Source organism: Paenibacillus sp. NEAU-GSW1, from assembly GCF_009737085.1.
In the GTDB taxonomy this organism is placed as follows: Bacteria; Bacillota; Bacilli; order Paenibacillales; family Paenibacillaceae; genus Pristimantibacillus.
On sequence record NZ_WOVL01000001.1, the window covers coordinates 124,116 to 139,753 of the forward strand.

12 protein-coding genes are annotated in these 15,638 nt (G+C 54.3%); 7 read left to right on the forward strand and 5 right to left on the reverse strand.

The features are described from left to right. The first annotated feature begins 7 nt into the window (after positions 1–7). Entirely contained in the window at positions 8–250 is a 243-nt protein-coding gene (locus GOM71_RS00530) for a hypothetical protein (protein ID WP_156277286.1), read from the forward strand. Here the strand turns inward: GOM71_RS00530 and GOM71_RS00535 are convergent. Further along, complete coding sequence (locus GOM71_RS00535) at positions 219–1,847, reverse strand: PucR family transcriptional regulator (RefSeq protein WP_156277549.1); 1,629 nt, start codon at positions 1,845–1,847, stop codon at positions 219–221. The genes GOM71_RS00530 and GOM71_RS00535 overlap by 32 nt on opposite strands. A gap of 120 nt (positions 1,848–1,967) precedes the next feature. On the opposite strand from GOM71_RS00535, the gene GOM71_RS00540 reads away from it, so the two are divergent. Next, entirely contained in the window at positions 1,968–3,440 is a 1,473-nt protein-coding gene (locus GOM71_RS00540; protein ID WP_156277290.1) for a CoA-acylating methylmalonate-semialdehyde dehydrogenase, read from the forward strand. Between the two features lie 98 nt (positions 3,441–3,538). Continuing rightward, positions 3,539–4,663, forward strand: a complete 1,125-nt coding sequence (gene ald, locus GOM71_RS00545) for an alanine dehydrogenase (protein ID WP_156277292.1) — start codon at positions 3,539–3,541, stop codon at positions 4,661–4,663. A 391-nt stretch (positions 4,664–5,054) separates the two neighbouring features. Here the strand turns inward: ald and GOM71_RS00550 are convergent, their stop codons facing one another. The 3 genes from GOM71_RS00550 to GOM71_RS00560 form a co-directional block, all read right to left on the reverse strand. Next, positions 5,055–5,945: a hypothetical protein gene (locus GOM71_RS00550; protein ID WP_156277294.1), complete on the reverse strand. Its 891-nt coding sequence runs from the start codon at positions 5,943–5,945 to the stop codon at positions 5,055–5,057. Continuing rightward, on the reverse strand, positions 5,896–6,543 hold the full coding sequence (locus tag GOM71_RS00555) for an RNA polymerase sigma factor (RefSeq protein ID WP_173275019.1): 648 nt from the start codon (positions 6,541–6,543) through the stop codon (positions 5,896–5,898). Before GOM71_RS00555 ends, GOM71_RS00550 begins: the two co-directional genes overlap by 50 nt. Positions 6,544–6,685: 142 nt before the next feature. Continuing rightward, positions 6,686–7,942, reverse strand: coding sequence for an MFS transporter (locus GOM71_RS00560; RefSeq protein WP_253944612.1), 1,257 nt, complete (start codon positions 7,940–7,942; stop codon positions 6,686–6,688). Between the two features lie 178 nt (positions 7,943–8,120). Between GOM71_RS00560 and GOM71_RS00565 the strand changes: the two genes are divergently transcribed. Both GOM71_RS00565 and GOM71_RS00570 read left to right on the forward strand, forming a co-directional pair. Then, the gene (locus tag GOM71_RS00565; RefSeq protein WP_156277300.1) at positions 8,121–9,296 is read left to right on the forward strand and encodes an exonuclease SbcCD subunit D; all 1,176 of its coding nucleotides are present in this window, start codon (positions 8,121–8,123) and stop codon (positions 9,294–9,296) included. Next, positions 9,293–12,385, forward strand: coding sequence for an SbcC/MukB-like Walker B domain-containing protein (locus GOM71_RS00570; RefSeq protein WP_156277302.1), 3,093 nt, complete (start codon positions 9,293–9,295; stop codon positions 12,383–12,385). The genes GOM71_RS00565 and GOM71_RS00570 overlap by 4 nt, the downstream gene beginning before the upstream one ends. Before the next feature lie 128 nt (positions 12,386–12,513). Here the strand turns inward: GOM71_RS00570 and GOM71_RS00575 are convergent, their stop codons facing one another. Then, positions 12,514–13,035, reverse strand: a complete 522-nt coding sequence (locus GOM71_RS00575; protein ID WP_156277306.1) for a hypothetical protein — start codon at positions 13,033–13,035, stop codon at positions 12,514–12,516. A gap of 105 nt (positions 13,036–13,140) precedes the next feature. Here GOM71_RS00575 and GOM71_RS00580 point away from each other — a divergent pair, with 105 nt between their 5' ends. Further along, the gene (locus tag GOM71_RS00580) at positions 13,141–13,521 is read left to right on the forward strand and encodes a DUF423 domain-containing protein (protein ID WP_156277308.1); all 381 of its coding nucleotides are present in this window, start codon (positions 13,141–13,143) and stop codon (positions 13,519–13,521) included. Between the two features lie 137 nt (positions 13,522–13,658). Further along, on the forward strand, positions 13,659–15,566 hold the full coding sequence (locus GOM71_RS00585; protein WP_367649406.1) for a putative bifunctional diguanylate cyclase/phosphodiesterase: 1,908 nt from the start codon (positions 13,659–13,661) through the stop codon (positions 15,564–15,566). Positions 15,567–15,638 lie beyond the last annotated feature (72 nt).

Below are 15,638 nucleotides of genomic sequence, written 5' to 3' on the forward strand. Positions count from 1 at the left end.
TGGTACAATGTCAGCTTATCAAGAGTATGTGGAGGAGAAAAATCGGCTTGACGCCTATATCGACAGACATTTTCTGATCGCCGCGATTTCGGAAAATTTAAGCGGTACGATTGTTCGGCTGGAGCATCCGGGCGGAGAGACGGCCACGCTGCTGCTGCTCTCCGCCGACACTCGCAAGCATGTCGTTAATTTGCTGCTGAGGCAGTTGACCTCGGGTTCTAGCTCTGCGTCCGCGTCTGCGGCAAATTAGGGATGGCTCCTCGCGTATATTCGTAAGCGCTAATGGCGAGCTCGATCGCCAGCCGTTTGTCGGGGGACATATAATCGTTGCCAAGCATCGCGCTAATTTTGTCCAGGCGATGGTACAGCGTCTGCCGGGCGATAAAAAGATCTCGCGCCGTCTCTTGCTTGGAGCCGGAACGTGATAAAAACACTTTTAACGTCAGCAGCAGCTGTCCGTTCTTTTCCCTGTCATAAGCAGCGAGCGGCTCGATGTATTCATGAATTAAAGGCATCAGCATACCGCTCTTTTTGAGGGATGAAATAATTTTGTACGTATGCAGTTCGTCGAAAAAAGGAGAGCGGAGCGGCCCGGCATCCAGTTGAATCGCGATCGTTTCCTTTGCGGTATCGTAGCTCTCCGCCGCTTGATCCGGCAGGGACATCGCTTTTCCGACGCCCCATAATCCGGAGAAAAGCGCAGGCTCCTGCTGCTGCTCGGTGCGGAACAGACGCTCGATTGCCAGATGCAGCCTCTCCTTCCACTTCAAGCCGTTCTGCTGATCCAGCAATATAAATGCGATATGCCCGTGCAGCAAGGCGGGAAACAAATAAAAGCCTTCCCCTTCAAAAATAGCCCGAGCAACCATGTTGCGCTGAATGAGCAGCGACTCGAAATCTTTCCGTTCCGTCAGCGTTGCTTCCAGCTGAAATAAGCATACCGCAACGCCGCCAAGCTTAGCGGACGGCTTGATGCCGCGTATGTATTCACTAATTTGCGCCGTCGAATGTTTGCCGGCAAGCCAGTCGGACAGCCATAAATCGTCCTGGTAGCGGCGTTTTTCCTCTATATAAATGGTACGCATCATTTCTTGCGCGACAGCGGTCGCGCAGCGGTCAAGCACGAGAATTTGATATTCGGTCAACTCGGTTTTCGACTGAATGAGCAAATCGGCAAACAGATGGTCGAGGGCGAGAATCGGGCGATGCGCCAGCTTGCGCTTTTGCGAAGGTGCGGCGAACATTTCGCCATAGATCCAGCGCTCGTAAAATTGATCGGCTTTCGTTTTCGTCATCGCCGGTATAAATTGCGCCTCCGCATGAAGCGGGAAAAAAGCGACCTGCGCTCCAGTCGTCTGATGGAGAATCTTGAGCAGCGGCTGAATTCCTTTTCCGGATAAAAGCAGCTGATTGAGCTGTTTGGACAAAGCTTCAAGCTCGGATACCATGCGATGATGCTGATTGATGAAATGGGCGTGCAAATCTTGCGTGATGTCGATATAGCGGACTTGCTCATGAAAGAGGAGAATCGGAAAATGCTCTTGCTTTGCCAGCTCGATCATACGTTCAGAGGGCTTGCTTGTGTAGAGTCCGAGCTCGATGCAAAGGCCGGATGCGCCGGAGTCGATTAATTGCCGTAAAAAAGCGAGGCTCAGCTCTTCATCGTCATGCCATCCGATGCCGGTCGTCAGGATGAGCTCGTTGCCGCTGAGCAAATGGCCGACTTGCGTGACTTCCATTATATGTGCCCATCGGACCGTGCGGCTTAGCGCTTCTTCGCTCGCGATCGCTTCGGCTTTTAAAAACAAAGGGCGTTGTAAAATGTCGCGCACAGTTAATTGCAGCATTGTTTGTACGATCGTGTTCACCGCCTTTTTGAAAGTGGGAGAGATGGCAGAATAATCGATTAGTTGGAATCTATTATACAAGATGTCTAATGAAAATAGTATGATCGGAGCTGAGCGGACATGAGCATAAATGCAGAATCTTTAAGAGATACGAGGCAAGTTTTGAACTTGATCGGCGGGCAATGGGTGCCGTCTAACGGAGAGCAGCTGGACAAAGTGTACAATCCGGCAACGGGGCAAGCGATTGCTGAATTGACATTGTCCGGGCAGGCAGATGTGGATGCGGCAGTCGCAGCGGCAAAGGCAGCTTACGCGGTCTGGAGCCGAACGCCGGTGCCGAAGCGGGCGAGAGTGCTGTTTCGATACTGGCAGCTGCTGCAGGAGCATGAAGAGGAGCTTGCCGCCTTGATTACGCTGGAAAATGGTAAAAGCATCAAAGAAGCGAAAGGCGAAGTGCTGCGCGGCATTGAATGCGTCGAATTCGCTGCAGGAGCTCCGTCGCATATGATGGGCGCAACGCTTGCGAACATTGCAACCGACCTTGATTCGGAAATGTTTCGCACGCCGATTGGCGTCGTTTGCGGCATTACGCCGTTCAACTTTCCGATGATGGTGCCGTGCTGGATGTTTCCCCTCGCTATCGCCTGCGGCAATACGTTCGTGCTGAAGCCTTCCGAGCGAACGCCGCTAACGGCGAGCCGGCTGGCGGAGCTTTTCCAGCAGGCAGGCTTGCCTGACGGGGTATTGAACGTCGTGCATGGCAGCGAAGCGGTCGTTAACGGCTTGACCGCTCATGCCGGCGTTAAGGCGGTTTCATTCGTTGGCTCGCAGCCTGCGGCGAAATACGTTTACGAACGTTCGGCCTCCTATGGCAAAAGAGTGCAAGCGCTCGCCGGAGCCAAAAACTATCATATCGTTATGCCCGATGCCGACCTTGCCAAAACGGCGGACAACATTATCGGCTCCGCATTCGGCAGCGCGGGTGAACGGTGTATGGCCTGCTCTGCGGTCGTTGTCGTCGGCGAAGGAAGCGCGGTGCTGCCGTTATTGCAGCAGGCCGCGGAGACGATGGTTGCCGGCGACGGCATGGACGCGGATACGACGCTGACCGCTGTAATCCGCGAGGGACACCGGCAGCGTATAGAAGGCTACATCGAGCAGGGCGTTGCCGAGGGCGCAAAGCTGCTGTTGGATGGCCGGACGGCGGCTTGCCGGACGGCGCCGGGCTATTTTGTCGGAGCGACGCTTTTTGATGAAGTAAAGCCGAACATGACGATTGCGCAGGAGGAAATTTTCGGTCCGGTGCTGTCGGTGTTCCGGGCGGCTGATTTGGATGAGGCGATTGCCATTGTGAACAGCTCGCGATTCGGCAACTCGTCGGTCATCTACACGAACAATGCCAAGGCTGTAAGGCATTTTCGGGAGGAAGTCGAGGCAGGCATGCTGGGCGTTAATGTCGGCGTTCCGGCTCCGATGGCATTTTTCCCATTTTCGGGCTGGAAGGATTCCTTCTATGGCGACCTGCATGCGAATGGACGGGACGGCGTGGAGTTTTATACGAAGAAAAAGATGATCACGTCAAGGTATTACTAGGCTGCTATGCGGGAGTGTTTACCTGCGGGAGCGGGCTTGAGAGGCAAATTTGACGGACATTCGATAGGAAGTGCATATCGTTGAAGGGGAGTGAGCGGATGTGGATCGGCGTACCGAGGGAAATTAAAAATAGCGAAAATCGGGTTGCATTGACCCCGTCCGGCGCTTATGAGCTCATTCGCCTTGGTCATCGGGTGGCGATTGAGACGGAAGCTGGAGCCGGCTCGGGCTTTACTGATGAGGAGTATCGCGAAGCAGGGGCAGACGTCGTGGCTTCTGCGGGAGACGCTTGGTCGATGCCGCTTGTGATGAAGGTGAAGGAGCCGGTTGCAGCAGAGTATCGGTATTTCCGCGAGTCGCTGACGTTGTTCACCTACTTGCATCTGGCTGCGGAGCCTGCTTTGACAGGTGCGCTCGTGCGAAGCGGGGCGACGGCTATCGGTTATGAGACGGTGCAGCTGCCAAACGGACAGCTTCCGCTGCTGACGCCGATGAGCGATATTGCGGGGAGAATGTCGGCACAGCTAGGCGCGCAATTTTTGGAGAAATCAAACGGCGGCCGCGGATTGCTCCTCGGCGGAGTCCCAGGCGTGCAGAAGGGCAAAGTTACTATTATTGGAGGCGGCGTCGTCGGAAGCGGTGCGGCGCAAATTGCCCTCGGTTTGGGGGCGGAGGTGACGATCATCGATAATGATATGCTTCGGCTGCGATCGCTCGAAGAGCGGTTCGGCAGAGGTTTGCAGACGCTCGCTTCGACATCCCGTCAAATTGCCGAAGCGGTGTCGCAATCGGATCTGGTCATCGGCGCGGTGCTTATTCCCGGAGCAAAAGCGCCTAAGCTGGTAACGGAAGAAATGGTTGCCGCGATGGCGTCAGGCTCGGTCATTATCGATGTGGCGATCGACCAAGGCGGCATCGTAGAGACGATAGACCGGATCACGACGCATGAAGAGCCGGTGTTTGTGAAACACGGCGTGCTTCATTACGCCGTCGCGAACATGCCTGGCGCGGTGCCGCGCACATCGACGGCGGCGCTCACGAACGCAACGCTGCCGTACGCCGCTGCATTAGCGGGCAGAGGCGTAACCGCTGCCTTGGCGGGGAGCGGCCCGCTGCGGAAAGGCGTTAACGCACTCGGCGGCAACGTAACACATGAAGCCGTCGCTGCCGCCCACGGGCTGGAGTACCGCTCCGTAGAAGAGTGCCTTGGCTTCGTCGGGTAGACGATAGATATGTAAAATTGAAAGTGTACATGTCTGTACGTTTATGTAATAAGACCCTGTGAGGGTCTTATCATAGAGTAAACAGGGAAAGTAAGAGTTAGCGGCTGCGTGCGTGCTGGAATAAGACCCCGCGAGGGTCTTATTCTTGCGAATGGATGTGTGTGCGGGAGTGATAAGACCCTGTGATTGTCTTATCATAGAAGTAAACAAGGGTGAAGACGGTTGGGTGTTTATTCGAATGCGATGTGACAGACGAGTGAAGCGCCGGTCCACGAAAATAGCGGAAGAAACTTCCGCTATTTCGCGCCGCGCCGCTTAAATAGCAAGAATAACGGAAGAAAGTTCCGTTATTCTGCACGTAAAGGCGATAGAGCGGCCACGAAATCGAATTCTAGGAAGCAGGAGTAGCGAGATCGCCTGCAATCGCAATAAGCTGCTCTTGGCTGACGAGTTCCGGCGTCGTAGAGCTTACTTTGCAGTAGACAGGAACGCCGTCGCGCTCGTCCATCCACACGACCTCCCGATCGCCGCTAGCCTTATTCACTATGGCGAAAGCTTCGCGTCCGTTCACTTTCGTTTTGATCATGTCGCGTTCTTTCAATTCAGTGATAATCGTGCCCCAGCCTTTGCCTGGCGAGATGAACACGCCAAGCTGACCGCCGTTAGAGGAAGTGTACTCCTTATGCGCGCCCATGATATCGTAGGTTTTAATGAGCGTAAAGGCGATGCCGTCTGCTGCTGCCGCGGCTTCTTCGCGCAGCCGCGGCTCGTCGGCCGTATTCGGCATCTCCATTTCGTGAATATAGTTACCCTGTTTGAACCGGAATACGTCGTTTGCAATTGTCTCAGGAACCGCAATCGGCGAAGTCCATTGGCTGTCCATCTCTTTTAAATCGGTGTAGATGATTGGGTTCTCCAGCGCGAATGGATTCACCTCGCTTTTATCATAGAATAAACCTGCTTCTCCAGGCTGGAGTTTTTGTTTCATAGCCTCCATTTCTTCTGCCGTATGATTCGACCATGGACCGTCTTCTTCCGTAGGGTTGCGATACTCGAGACTCACTGTGCCATCGGCCTTATGCAGCTGCCACGAGGCGGCATACCCGAAGCCGGACACTACTAATATTGCCGCCGCGATACCGGCAGCGAGCATTGTTTTGCGAACCGGCTTCTTTTTGCGCGGTACGCGTATCGCCTCCATCACCTTGTCGGTTACATCAATTGCAGGCAAGCTATCGTTTGACAAATGTGCGGCCAAGCGCGGGTTGGTGTTCAAATCCATTTCTTTCCGCCTCCATCTCCAGCCATATTTTTTTTAGTTTTGATTTGACTCGTTCCACCTTTTTGCGAAGCGCAGCCGGATTGTGCGATAAAATGACGCTAATGTCCTCATACGACTTCTCCTGGACAAAGCGCAAAACAAGAAGTGAGCGATCGTCCGCCGACAGCCGCCGCAGCGCCTGTTCGTACTCGCTGCGCTGCTCATCCCGTTCGATGCTTAAAAAGCCGTCGTCGATCCCGCCCGCTGTCTGAACTGCCGCATTGTTTTGCCGCAAAATAAGCTGGATCATCTGTGCCCGTCTGCGTTTGTTCAACAGATTCATGCAGTGGCAATAAGCGATCCGATACAGCCATGCCGAGAACGATTTGTCGTACGTATACCGTTCGAGCTTCTCGAACGCCTTAATAAATACTTCCTGAACCGCATCTTCCGCTTCTTCGCGCTGCATGAGCAAATGGCAGCAATAGACGTACAGCGGCTGCTGTAACCTTCGAACGACTTTCGCATACGCCTCTTTATTTCCGGCTTTGACTACACGGATCGTTTCTTCTATATCCATCCCTACATCCACATCACCATCGTCGTCGATTATGGCCATCGCGTCTTCCTCCTCTCTTGGAAACTGCTTATATAACCATTGGAAAAGCGGTTTGTGACATCGCCCGCACAAAAACATTCAAAAAAAACAGAGCTTGCCGGGATAACACATCCCGATAGCTCTGTTGATCTTGTTGCATTCCTTATAAAAGCTCGCCGCGCCGCTTCAAATGCCGATATAATACGATCGCAATGAGCGAGCAGAGAATCGCGCAGGCGGCAATGAAGCTGTACCCGGCCTGCAGTCCGATGATGATGCTGCCATCGGACATTCCTTTGAACAGATCGGTAATCGCGCCGATAAGAAAGTTGCCAATGACGCCGGCGATGCCCATTAGCGTGACCGTGAACGTAATCGCTGTCTCTGTGCCGTTCGGATACCGCTTGGCGAGCAGCGCCATGACGGTCGGATAGATCGGGGCGATCCCGATTCCCGCAACGGCGAACAAAACGGCGCCAGGCTCGCCGGCCGCAATCGCCGCAAATGCGCAGATGCCGGAAAAGGCGGACAAAACAATAATGGAAAGCGTATAGCCAAACTTATCGGTCAACGGTCCGAGCAGCAAACGCGCCAGCATAAAGCAAAGGAAGAAGGCGGAAAGCATCGCTGCCGAGGCATCGCCGCTCCAATCGTAAACTTTTTCTAAATAGTTGACGAGCCAGCCGCCGACGGCGAGCTCAGATGTGACGCCAAGAGACAGGACGCCGACGATGAGCCAAGCGGTTCGATCTCGCAGAAACGATTTCATCGGCAGGCGGACTTCTTCTTTCATATCGTCTCCCGGCACGCGGGAAACGACGGATGGAATCATTGGCAGCAGCGAGAGCGCCAGCATTAGCGCGTACATGCCGCGCCAGCCTAGCTCGGAACCGAACAGAGGGACGCCCATTAGAGAGGCTGCCAGCAACGGCGCGATCATGGAGCTGAGCCCATAGAAAAAATGCGCCAGATTCATCATCATCCCGGTATTTCGGGTGAAAATGCGCGCAGCCAATATCGCAAGCGCGATTTCGAGCAGCCCGTTTCCGATATACAGAAAAAAGTAGGACAAGGCAAACGTCGCATAGGTCGAGGCGAAATAGATAAATACGCCTGACAGCGCCATGGAACCGAATGAGAGCATCGTCGTCAGCTTAATGCCGATCTTTCTGGACAGCGCTCCCGTAAAGCTGCAGGCTAGCAAATAGCCGAGCGAATTAAGCGCAAGCAGCAAGCCAATCTGAAACTCGTCAAGCGAGAGGTCGGACTGAATGCGCGGGATGGCCGGCCCTTTAATATTTTCCGAAAATCCGAAAATAAGAAAGCCACCGAAGACGACGGCAAGCAGCAAAGAGTAATTGTTGAGCAGCTTGCTTTTATTGCGTTCGTTTGCGTTACTGTTTGGGATTGAGTTCGGCAAGATTGTATCCTCCACGCGGTAAAAAATGCACATATGGGTTTAACTGTATCGTGCTTTGGGTCAATAAGCAACCATTGGGTGAAGGGGAAGAAATTACAGGAAGGAGATGAGCGTCCGCAAAGCGAATAGTTAGTGATTATTGGCTGTTTGTGCAATGCTTTGCGGAAGGATGATTGGGATGAAAATTTTTCATACTGCGGACTGGCATTTAGGCAAGCTGGTGCAGGGTGTATATATGACGGAAGACCAGCGCTATGCGCTGGAGCAATTTACGGCAGCAGTTGCCGAGGAAAAGCCGGATGCGGTCATTATCGCCGGCGATTTGTACGATCGTGCGGTGCCGCCGACGGAAGCGGTGGAGCTGCTCGATGAGCTGTTAAACAAAATAGTGATCGAACTGGACACGCCGGTGCTTGCGATTTCAGGCAATCACGACAGTCCGGATCGGATCGATTTCGGCACAGCAATGATGAAAAGCAGAGGCTTACATATTGCCGGACGATTAAAGCAGGACCTGAAGCCGGTTGTGCTGCGGGACAGCTTTGGCGAGGTGCATTTTCATCTCGTTCCGTATGCGGATCCTGCGCAGGTTCGCCATGTATACGGAGATGAAGCGATTCGAACGCATGACGATGCGATGCGGGAAGTGACAGCGCGAATACGCGAAAAGATGGATTCGGCTGCGCGCCATGTGCTGATCGGCCATGCCTTTGTTACGCCTGGAGGCGCTGCGGAGCCGAACACAAGCGAATCGGAGCGTCCGCTCTCGATCGGCGGCGCCGAGCATGTGCGGGCCGATTATTTTTCGCCGTTTCATTATACGGCGCTCGGCCATTTGCATCAGGCGCATTACGTGCAGCAGGAGAACATCCGTTATGCAGGCTCGCCATTGAAATATTCGATTTCGGAAGAAAATCACAATAAAGGCTTTTTTGTCGTCGAGCTGGGCGCGGAAGGCGTTCAATCGATTGCGAAAAGAGAGCTGAAGCCGCGCCGCGATATGCGCCGGGTAAGCGGCACGATGGAGGAAATCGAAACGCATCCGGTTAACGAGGATTATGTTTTCGTCACGCTGCTGAACGACAATCCGGTGCTGTTCCCGATGGAGAAAGTTCGCGCGGTTTACCCGAATGCGCTACATGTGGAACGGCGAATTACCCGTACGCTAACGGGAGGAGAAGAGGCGGACGGCGGGGAGCAGACGCTGGCGGCAAAGAGGCGGGAAGCCGATCCGGTCGCTTTGTTTGCTTCTTTCTATGCGGAAGTAAAGGGCGTGCCGTTGTCGGAGGAAAAGACGAAGCTGTTTGCCGAGACGTTCGGACAGCTGCTGCGCGAGGAGGGTGACGCCGTATGAGACCGCTAAAACTGACCATGACCGCGTTCGGCCCGTATCGCGATTCGGAGACGGTTGATTTTGCGCAGCTGGAAAATCATCGGCTGTTCGTAATTTCCGGCAGCACGGGAGCGGGCAAAACGTCGATATTCGATGCGATCTGTTTTGCGCTGTACGGCGCGGCAAGCGGAGAGGACCGTTCGGAGCCGCGCATGCTGCGCAGCCATTTTGCCGATGACGATACGCATACGGCGGTCGAATTCGAATTTGCCGTCGGACGACGGAGCTTCCGCATATTCCGGCAATTGCCGCATCGCAAAGGCAATAACAAGAGCGAGACGGGCGGCAAAGCGGAGCTTTATGAGACGACGGACGGCGCGGATACGCCGGCTGTCGACCGTTTTACGGTCGGAGACGTTAACGCGAAGGTCGAATCGATTATCGGCTTGACGAAGGAGCAATTCAACCAGATCGTTATGCTGCCGCAAGGCGAATTTCGCAAGCTGCTCACTTCGGATACGGATAATAAGGAAGAAATTTTGCGCCGCATTTTTCGGACGGAGCTTTATGAGCGGCTGGAGGCCCGTTTTCAGCAGCGCAATCGCGAGCTTGGCGAGGCGCTGCGGGAAGCGAGGCTGCGCGCCGAGCTGTATATGAAGCAGGCGGCGGAATCACTGCCGATCCGCGAGGAAAGCGCGCTAGCAGTTACGCTCGCGCAGCCGAGCTTCAGCGGCGCGCAGCTGTCCGAAGCGCTGGCGCAAGAGCAGGCGTTTTACCGCGAGACGGCGCGGGACGGCGAAGCGGCGAAAGCCGCGCTGCAAGCGGCGCTTGAGGCGCAGGAAGCGCAGCTGCAGGATGCGCTAGCGCTGAACGCGCGCTTTGCGGAGCTGGCGCGGGAGCGGGCGCAGCGCGAGGAGCTGGAGCGCGGCCGAGGCGAGCATGAGACGCGCGAGCGGCGGCTGGCGCTTGCGGAGCGCGCGGCGCAGCTGGCGCCGTACGCGGAGCAGGCCGAGCGCGCCGAGCGGGACGCCGCGGCGAAGCGGCAGCAACGCGATGCGCGGCTCGCCAGCGCGGAAGCCGCCGCGCGGGAAGCTGCGGCAGCGGAGGAGCGGCATCGCCGCGAGGAGCAGCGCGGAGCCGAGCGCGAGGCGGCGGCGCTGGAGCTGCACCGGCTGGCGGAGCTTGCGCCGGCGGTTCAGCAGCTTGCCGCGCTCCGGCAGGCGTACGAGCGGCTGGCTGCTGATGAGAAGAGCGGAGCGGCGAAGCTCGAACAGGCGGAGAAGCAAATTGCCGCGGCGAAGGAATTAAAAGCTGCCGCAGCGGCTCAGCTCAAATCGATCGAAAGCGAGACTGCTGCGGCAGCGGACGTAAAGGAGCAGCTGCGAAACGTCGAACAGCAGGGCAAACAGGTATCGAAGCTGATCGTTCTGGAGAAGGAGCTTGGTCAATTTGCCGAGCTGGAGAAGGAACGGACGACGGCGCTGACGGCTGTCCGCGAGGAGCATGAGCGGCTGGAGAAAAGTTGGATCGAGGGGCAGGCGAGCCTGCTCGCCGCCCATCTTCTCGACGGTAAGCCTTGTCCGGTTTGCGGCAGCGCCGAGCATCCGGACAAAGCAGAATCGGCCGATGCGCTGCCTTCGCGGGAGCAGCTGAAGCAGACGAAGGATCAGCTGAGCTATCTGGAGCGCGAGTTAAATGAAGCGAGGCTGCAAAGCGCCTCCGCTCGCGCCGGCTGGGACAGCGCTATTGCGGAGCTGGCTGAGCTTGGCGCTTCTGCGGGTGCGCTTAGCGAAAGGCAAGCGGATTTGCGCAGCCGCTGGCGCGAGCTCAAAGACGAGAACGAACGGCTGGAGAAGCTAAGCGAGCAGGCGAAGGAAATCAAGCAAAAGAGCGAACAGCTCGATGAGCAGCTGGAGCAGATGCAGAAGGCGAAGGACAAGCAGCAGGCCGATCACCAGCAGCTTGCCGTAGAGCGCGCCTCCAAGCAATCGCAGCTGGAGTCTGAGCATGTGCGCATACCGGAGCAGCTTCGTTCTCCTGAACTGCTCGAGCGGCGGCTGAAGGAACAGCAGCAGCTGTCGGATACGTTAGCAGCGGCGTGGAAAGAAGCGCAGGAGCGCCTTCAGCAAGCCCGGACCAAGGCTGCCGAGGAGGCTGCGCATGCCGAGCAGCTGGAACGCCAGCTAACAGATGCGATACGGAATGCCGAAGAGTCGGCATCGCGTTTCGCGGATGAGCTTGCCAAGGCCGAGTTCGACGGCGTTGAGCCGTTCAGGACAGCCTTGCTGCAGGAAGAAGCGAGAGCAGAGCTTAAATTGCGGATCGAGAGCTACAAAGCCTCGCTGCTTGCGGCAGATCGTCGCATAGCCGAGCTTGAACAGGCTCTTGCCGGCCAGAAAGCGGCTGACATTGAAGCGCTTCAAGCCGAGACGGCTCGCTTCAAGCGCGATCTGGAAGCGGCCGCTGCCGCGCTGCAGACAGCAGCGCGCTTTGTTGAAGAGACGGAACGGCTGAGAAAGTCGCTGGACAGCGCGAATGAGAAAGCAAAGCAGCTGGAGTCCGAGCTCGAGCAGGTGCTCGACGTGTATCAAATGCTGAAGGGCGACAATGCGATGAAAATATCGTTCGAGCGGTACATTCTGATCGAATTTCTGGAACAGATTTTGCACGCTGCCAACGAACGGCTTCGTCATTTGTCCGGAGGCCAATTTATGCTGCAGCGCAGCGACCGGCTCGAGACGCGCGGCAAGCAAAGCGGGCTCGGATTAGATATATATGATTCCTACACTGGACAGAATCGGGATGTGAAGACGATGTCCGGCGGCGAGAAGTTTAACGCTTCTCTATGCCTCGCGCTTGGCATGACCGATGTCATTCAAGCTCATCAAGGCGGAATTTCGATTGAGATGATGTTCATTGACGAAGGGTTTGGCTCGCTGGATGAGGAGTCGCTGGGCAAAGCGATCGAAGCGCTGGTCGATTTGCAGCGCGCCGGCCGCATGATCGGCGTCATCTCCCATGTGCAGGAGCTGAAGCAGGCTTTTCCAGCCGCACTTGAGGTGCATAAGACGAAAGAAGGCTACAGCCGCACGGCGATCGTCGTCAAATAAAAAGTAAAAAGCTGCCCGCAAGCCGTCATCGAAATGCGACTTGCGGGCAGCTTTTGCATGAATTGCTGTCATGCCTTATGGACGACGCGGCGTCATCTGTTGTAATTTTCTTTCGAAATTTTGTAAAATTAAATACCAGCTGCCCTGGAAGCAAGGCTGATGACGATCATAAGCAGCATGCCCAGTATAATTACGCCGTTGAATACGAGGCCGATGATGGCGAACAGCTTGCGGCGGTTTTTGGCAAACACGCCTACGATGCCAAGAATCAAGCCGACAAACGAAATGCCGACACCGAGAAACATGAGTACTACGGCAGCCAGGATGGAGCCTGCGCCTTCAGGAATGGAGCCGCTTTCCGTTTCACTTAAAAAAGAAGTGGGATCTCCCGCCAATTGAGCCACAAATACGACAGAAAGGATTATGCCCAGAACGCCTAGCAATATTGAAATAATAGCCAAAACGAAGGAAGCGATGCCGAGACCGGAATGCTTTAATTTTCCTTCGGCAACTGGAGGCTCGCTGCCGAATGCCGGCTGAGAGGCATAAGGATTGTCATCCGGACGGTAAAATGAAGGTTGCTCGCTGCGGCCGTCATTCGATCCGGCTGTTGCGTCCAGCCCGTTATTATCGTTGCGGTTTTCTTCCAAAATCAATCTCCCCTTTAGTTTTAAATGGAAAAATAATGACATCTGCTGTAGAAAGTTCCATAAACATGATAGATTATACACAAATTTCGAAAGGTTGAACATCATATGACGAGAAAATATTTTGCAATAGGCGCTGTCGGCGCCGCGCTCGCAGTAGCGCTAGGCGCGTTTGGCGCACACGGATTGAAAGAAGTGCTTACAGAACGATTGCTGGAAATTTTCGAGACCGGCGTTCGTTATCAAATGTATCATTCGCTTGGCCTGATGCTCGTCGCGCTGCTTGCTGACCGCATTGGCGCAAGTAAAGCGCTAAGAACGGGAGCTAATTTGCTGATCGCCGGCGTCGTTATTTTCAGCGGAAGCTTGTATGCGCTCGCTTTGAGCGATGTATCAGTACTAGGCGCGATCACACCAATTGGCGGCGTTGCATTTTTGGCAGGTTGGGCATTTATTGTCGTTTCAGCACTCCGTTTTAGGAAAAATTAACCTTAAATCCGACACGGTTCGATACAATCTTACAAATTCCTTGTGTTCCATTAGTAAATATTTCTATACCGAATCGGATATTTCGTTTATACTGTTACTAACATACTTGACCTGAGCAGAGGAAAGGAAGTTGGTGCGTGGCTAAACGAATGGATGACTTGTCTGTAAAACCGGTCCGGCATGCTGTTGCGCAGCCGCTTAATGAACCTTGGAAGGTCGGTTTATTGTTTCTGATCGTTTCCGCGATCGTCATTATACTTTCATTTACTATGGTATCCAATCGCACGCTGCAATGGGTATCATGTACAATAGGTGTTTTGATTTTTGCAGTCACTGCCTATCTTTACATTCGTCGAGGACAACCTACCAGCTTTCATAACTACCATACGCCGATTGTCGAGACGCTGCTTCGATCGGAAGCCGTGCCGCTGGCCGTGCTCAATCGCGATGGCGTAATAATCGAAATGAATGAAGCCTCCAGCCGCACGTTAGGCTACCATCGCAACGAGCTGCTGGGCAATTCGCTTGCGCCGCTTGTCGAACCGGGCAGCCGGCAGCTGCTGAACGAAATGCTTGAACAAGCGCTTAAAGGCGAATCAAGACAGACGAACCTGAACATCACGCATCGTTCAGGCTTTCCGCTTGAGCTGCAAATTGTCTGCTCTCCGATGATGAAAGGCAATGAAGCAATCGGTACGATTGTGGTCAGCCATGATTTAAGCGATCGTAAGCGCAACGTAGAGCGTATTCGATACATGGCGTATTATGACGATATGACCGGACTGCCAAACCGGACGCTGTTTCATATTAAACTAAGCGAGAGCTTGAGCGAAGCGCAAGCAGAAGGCAGGCTCATCGGACTTTGCTATTTGGATCTCGACCGATTCAAGCTGGTTAATGCGTCCTTTGGGCGCGAATTCGGCGATATGCTCCTAATGCAAGTCGCGGAGCGGTTGACGAGAGTTATTGCTGATCTAGGAATTGCTGCAAGAATGGAAGGCGACGAATTCGCGCTGCTATTCACGAATGTGAAATCGGAAGCTCATCTGATTGAGCTGAGCAAAGGCGTGTTATGTTCGATCGAAGAACCGTTCGAGCTGAAAGGATTCCCGTTGCATATTACCGGCAGCATAGGAGTCATTACGAGCAAAATTGCGGAAGATGACGGCTATACGCTGCTGAAGAAGGCCGATATCGCACTTGTGAAAGTGAAGGAAAGCGGCAAGAACGATTGCATGCTTTATTCGGAAAGCTGGAGCAACTCCTCGCTTGAGCGGCTGACGCTGCAGCACGAAATGTACCGCGCGATTCAACGCCAGGAGTTTGTGCTTCATTACCAGCCTCAATATGATATTATCTCTGGGGCAATGGTTGGCGTGGAGGCGCTTGTGCGCTGGAAGCATCCCGTGAGAGGCATGATACCGCCTGGCGATTTCATTCCGCTTGCTGAGGAAAGCGGGATGATCGTACAAATCGGCGACTGGGTGCTTGAGGAAGCATGCCGTCAAAGCAAGGCTTGGCAGGACGCAGGCTTGCCGCCGATGCCGGTATCGGTCAACTTGTCGATACGCCAATTTGTTCAGCATGATTTAGCAAGCAAGGTTGCCGCCGTCTTAGAGAAAACGGGGCTGGATCCGCAGTTTTTGGATTTGGAAATTACCGAGTCGATGACGATGGACGTGGCGCATGTATCGCGATGCTTAATCGAATTGACAGATATGGGCGTAGGCATTAGCGTGGATGATTTCGGAACCGGCTACAGTTCATTTCATTATTTGAAGAACTTCCCGATCGACCGGCTAAAAATCGACCGTTCGTTCGTAAGAGATATCCAGCAGGACCCTAGCGATGCCGAAATTGTTGCCGCAATCATAGCGATGGCGCATAATTTGAATATTCAGGTTATTGCGGAGGGCGTGGAGAACGAAGCGCAAATGGAATTTTTACGGAAGCATAATTGCGATGAGATGCAGGGCTATTTCTGGAGTCCTCCCGTTCCTAGCGAAAGCATTGAAGAAATGCTGGGTTTAGCTTATATCCAATAATAAGGGCATGAAAATCCCCGTCTGCGAGCTGATTCGATCATTCAGCCGCAGACGGGGATTTTTGGCAATAAC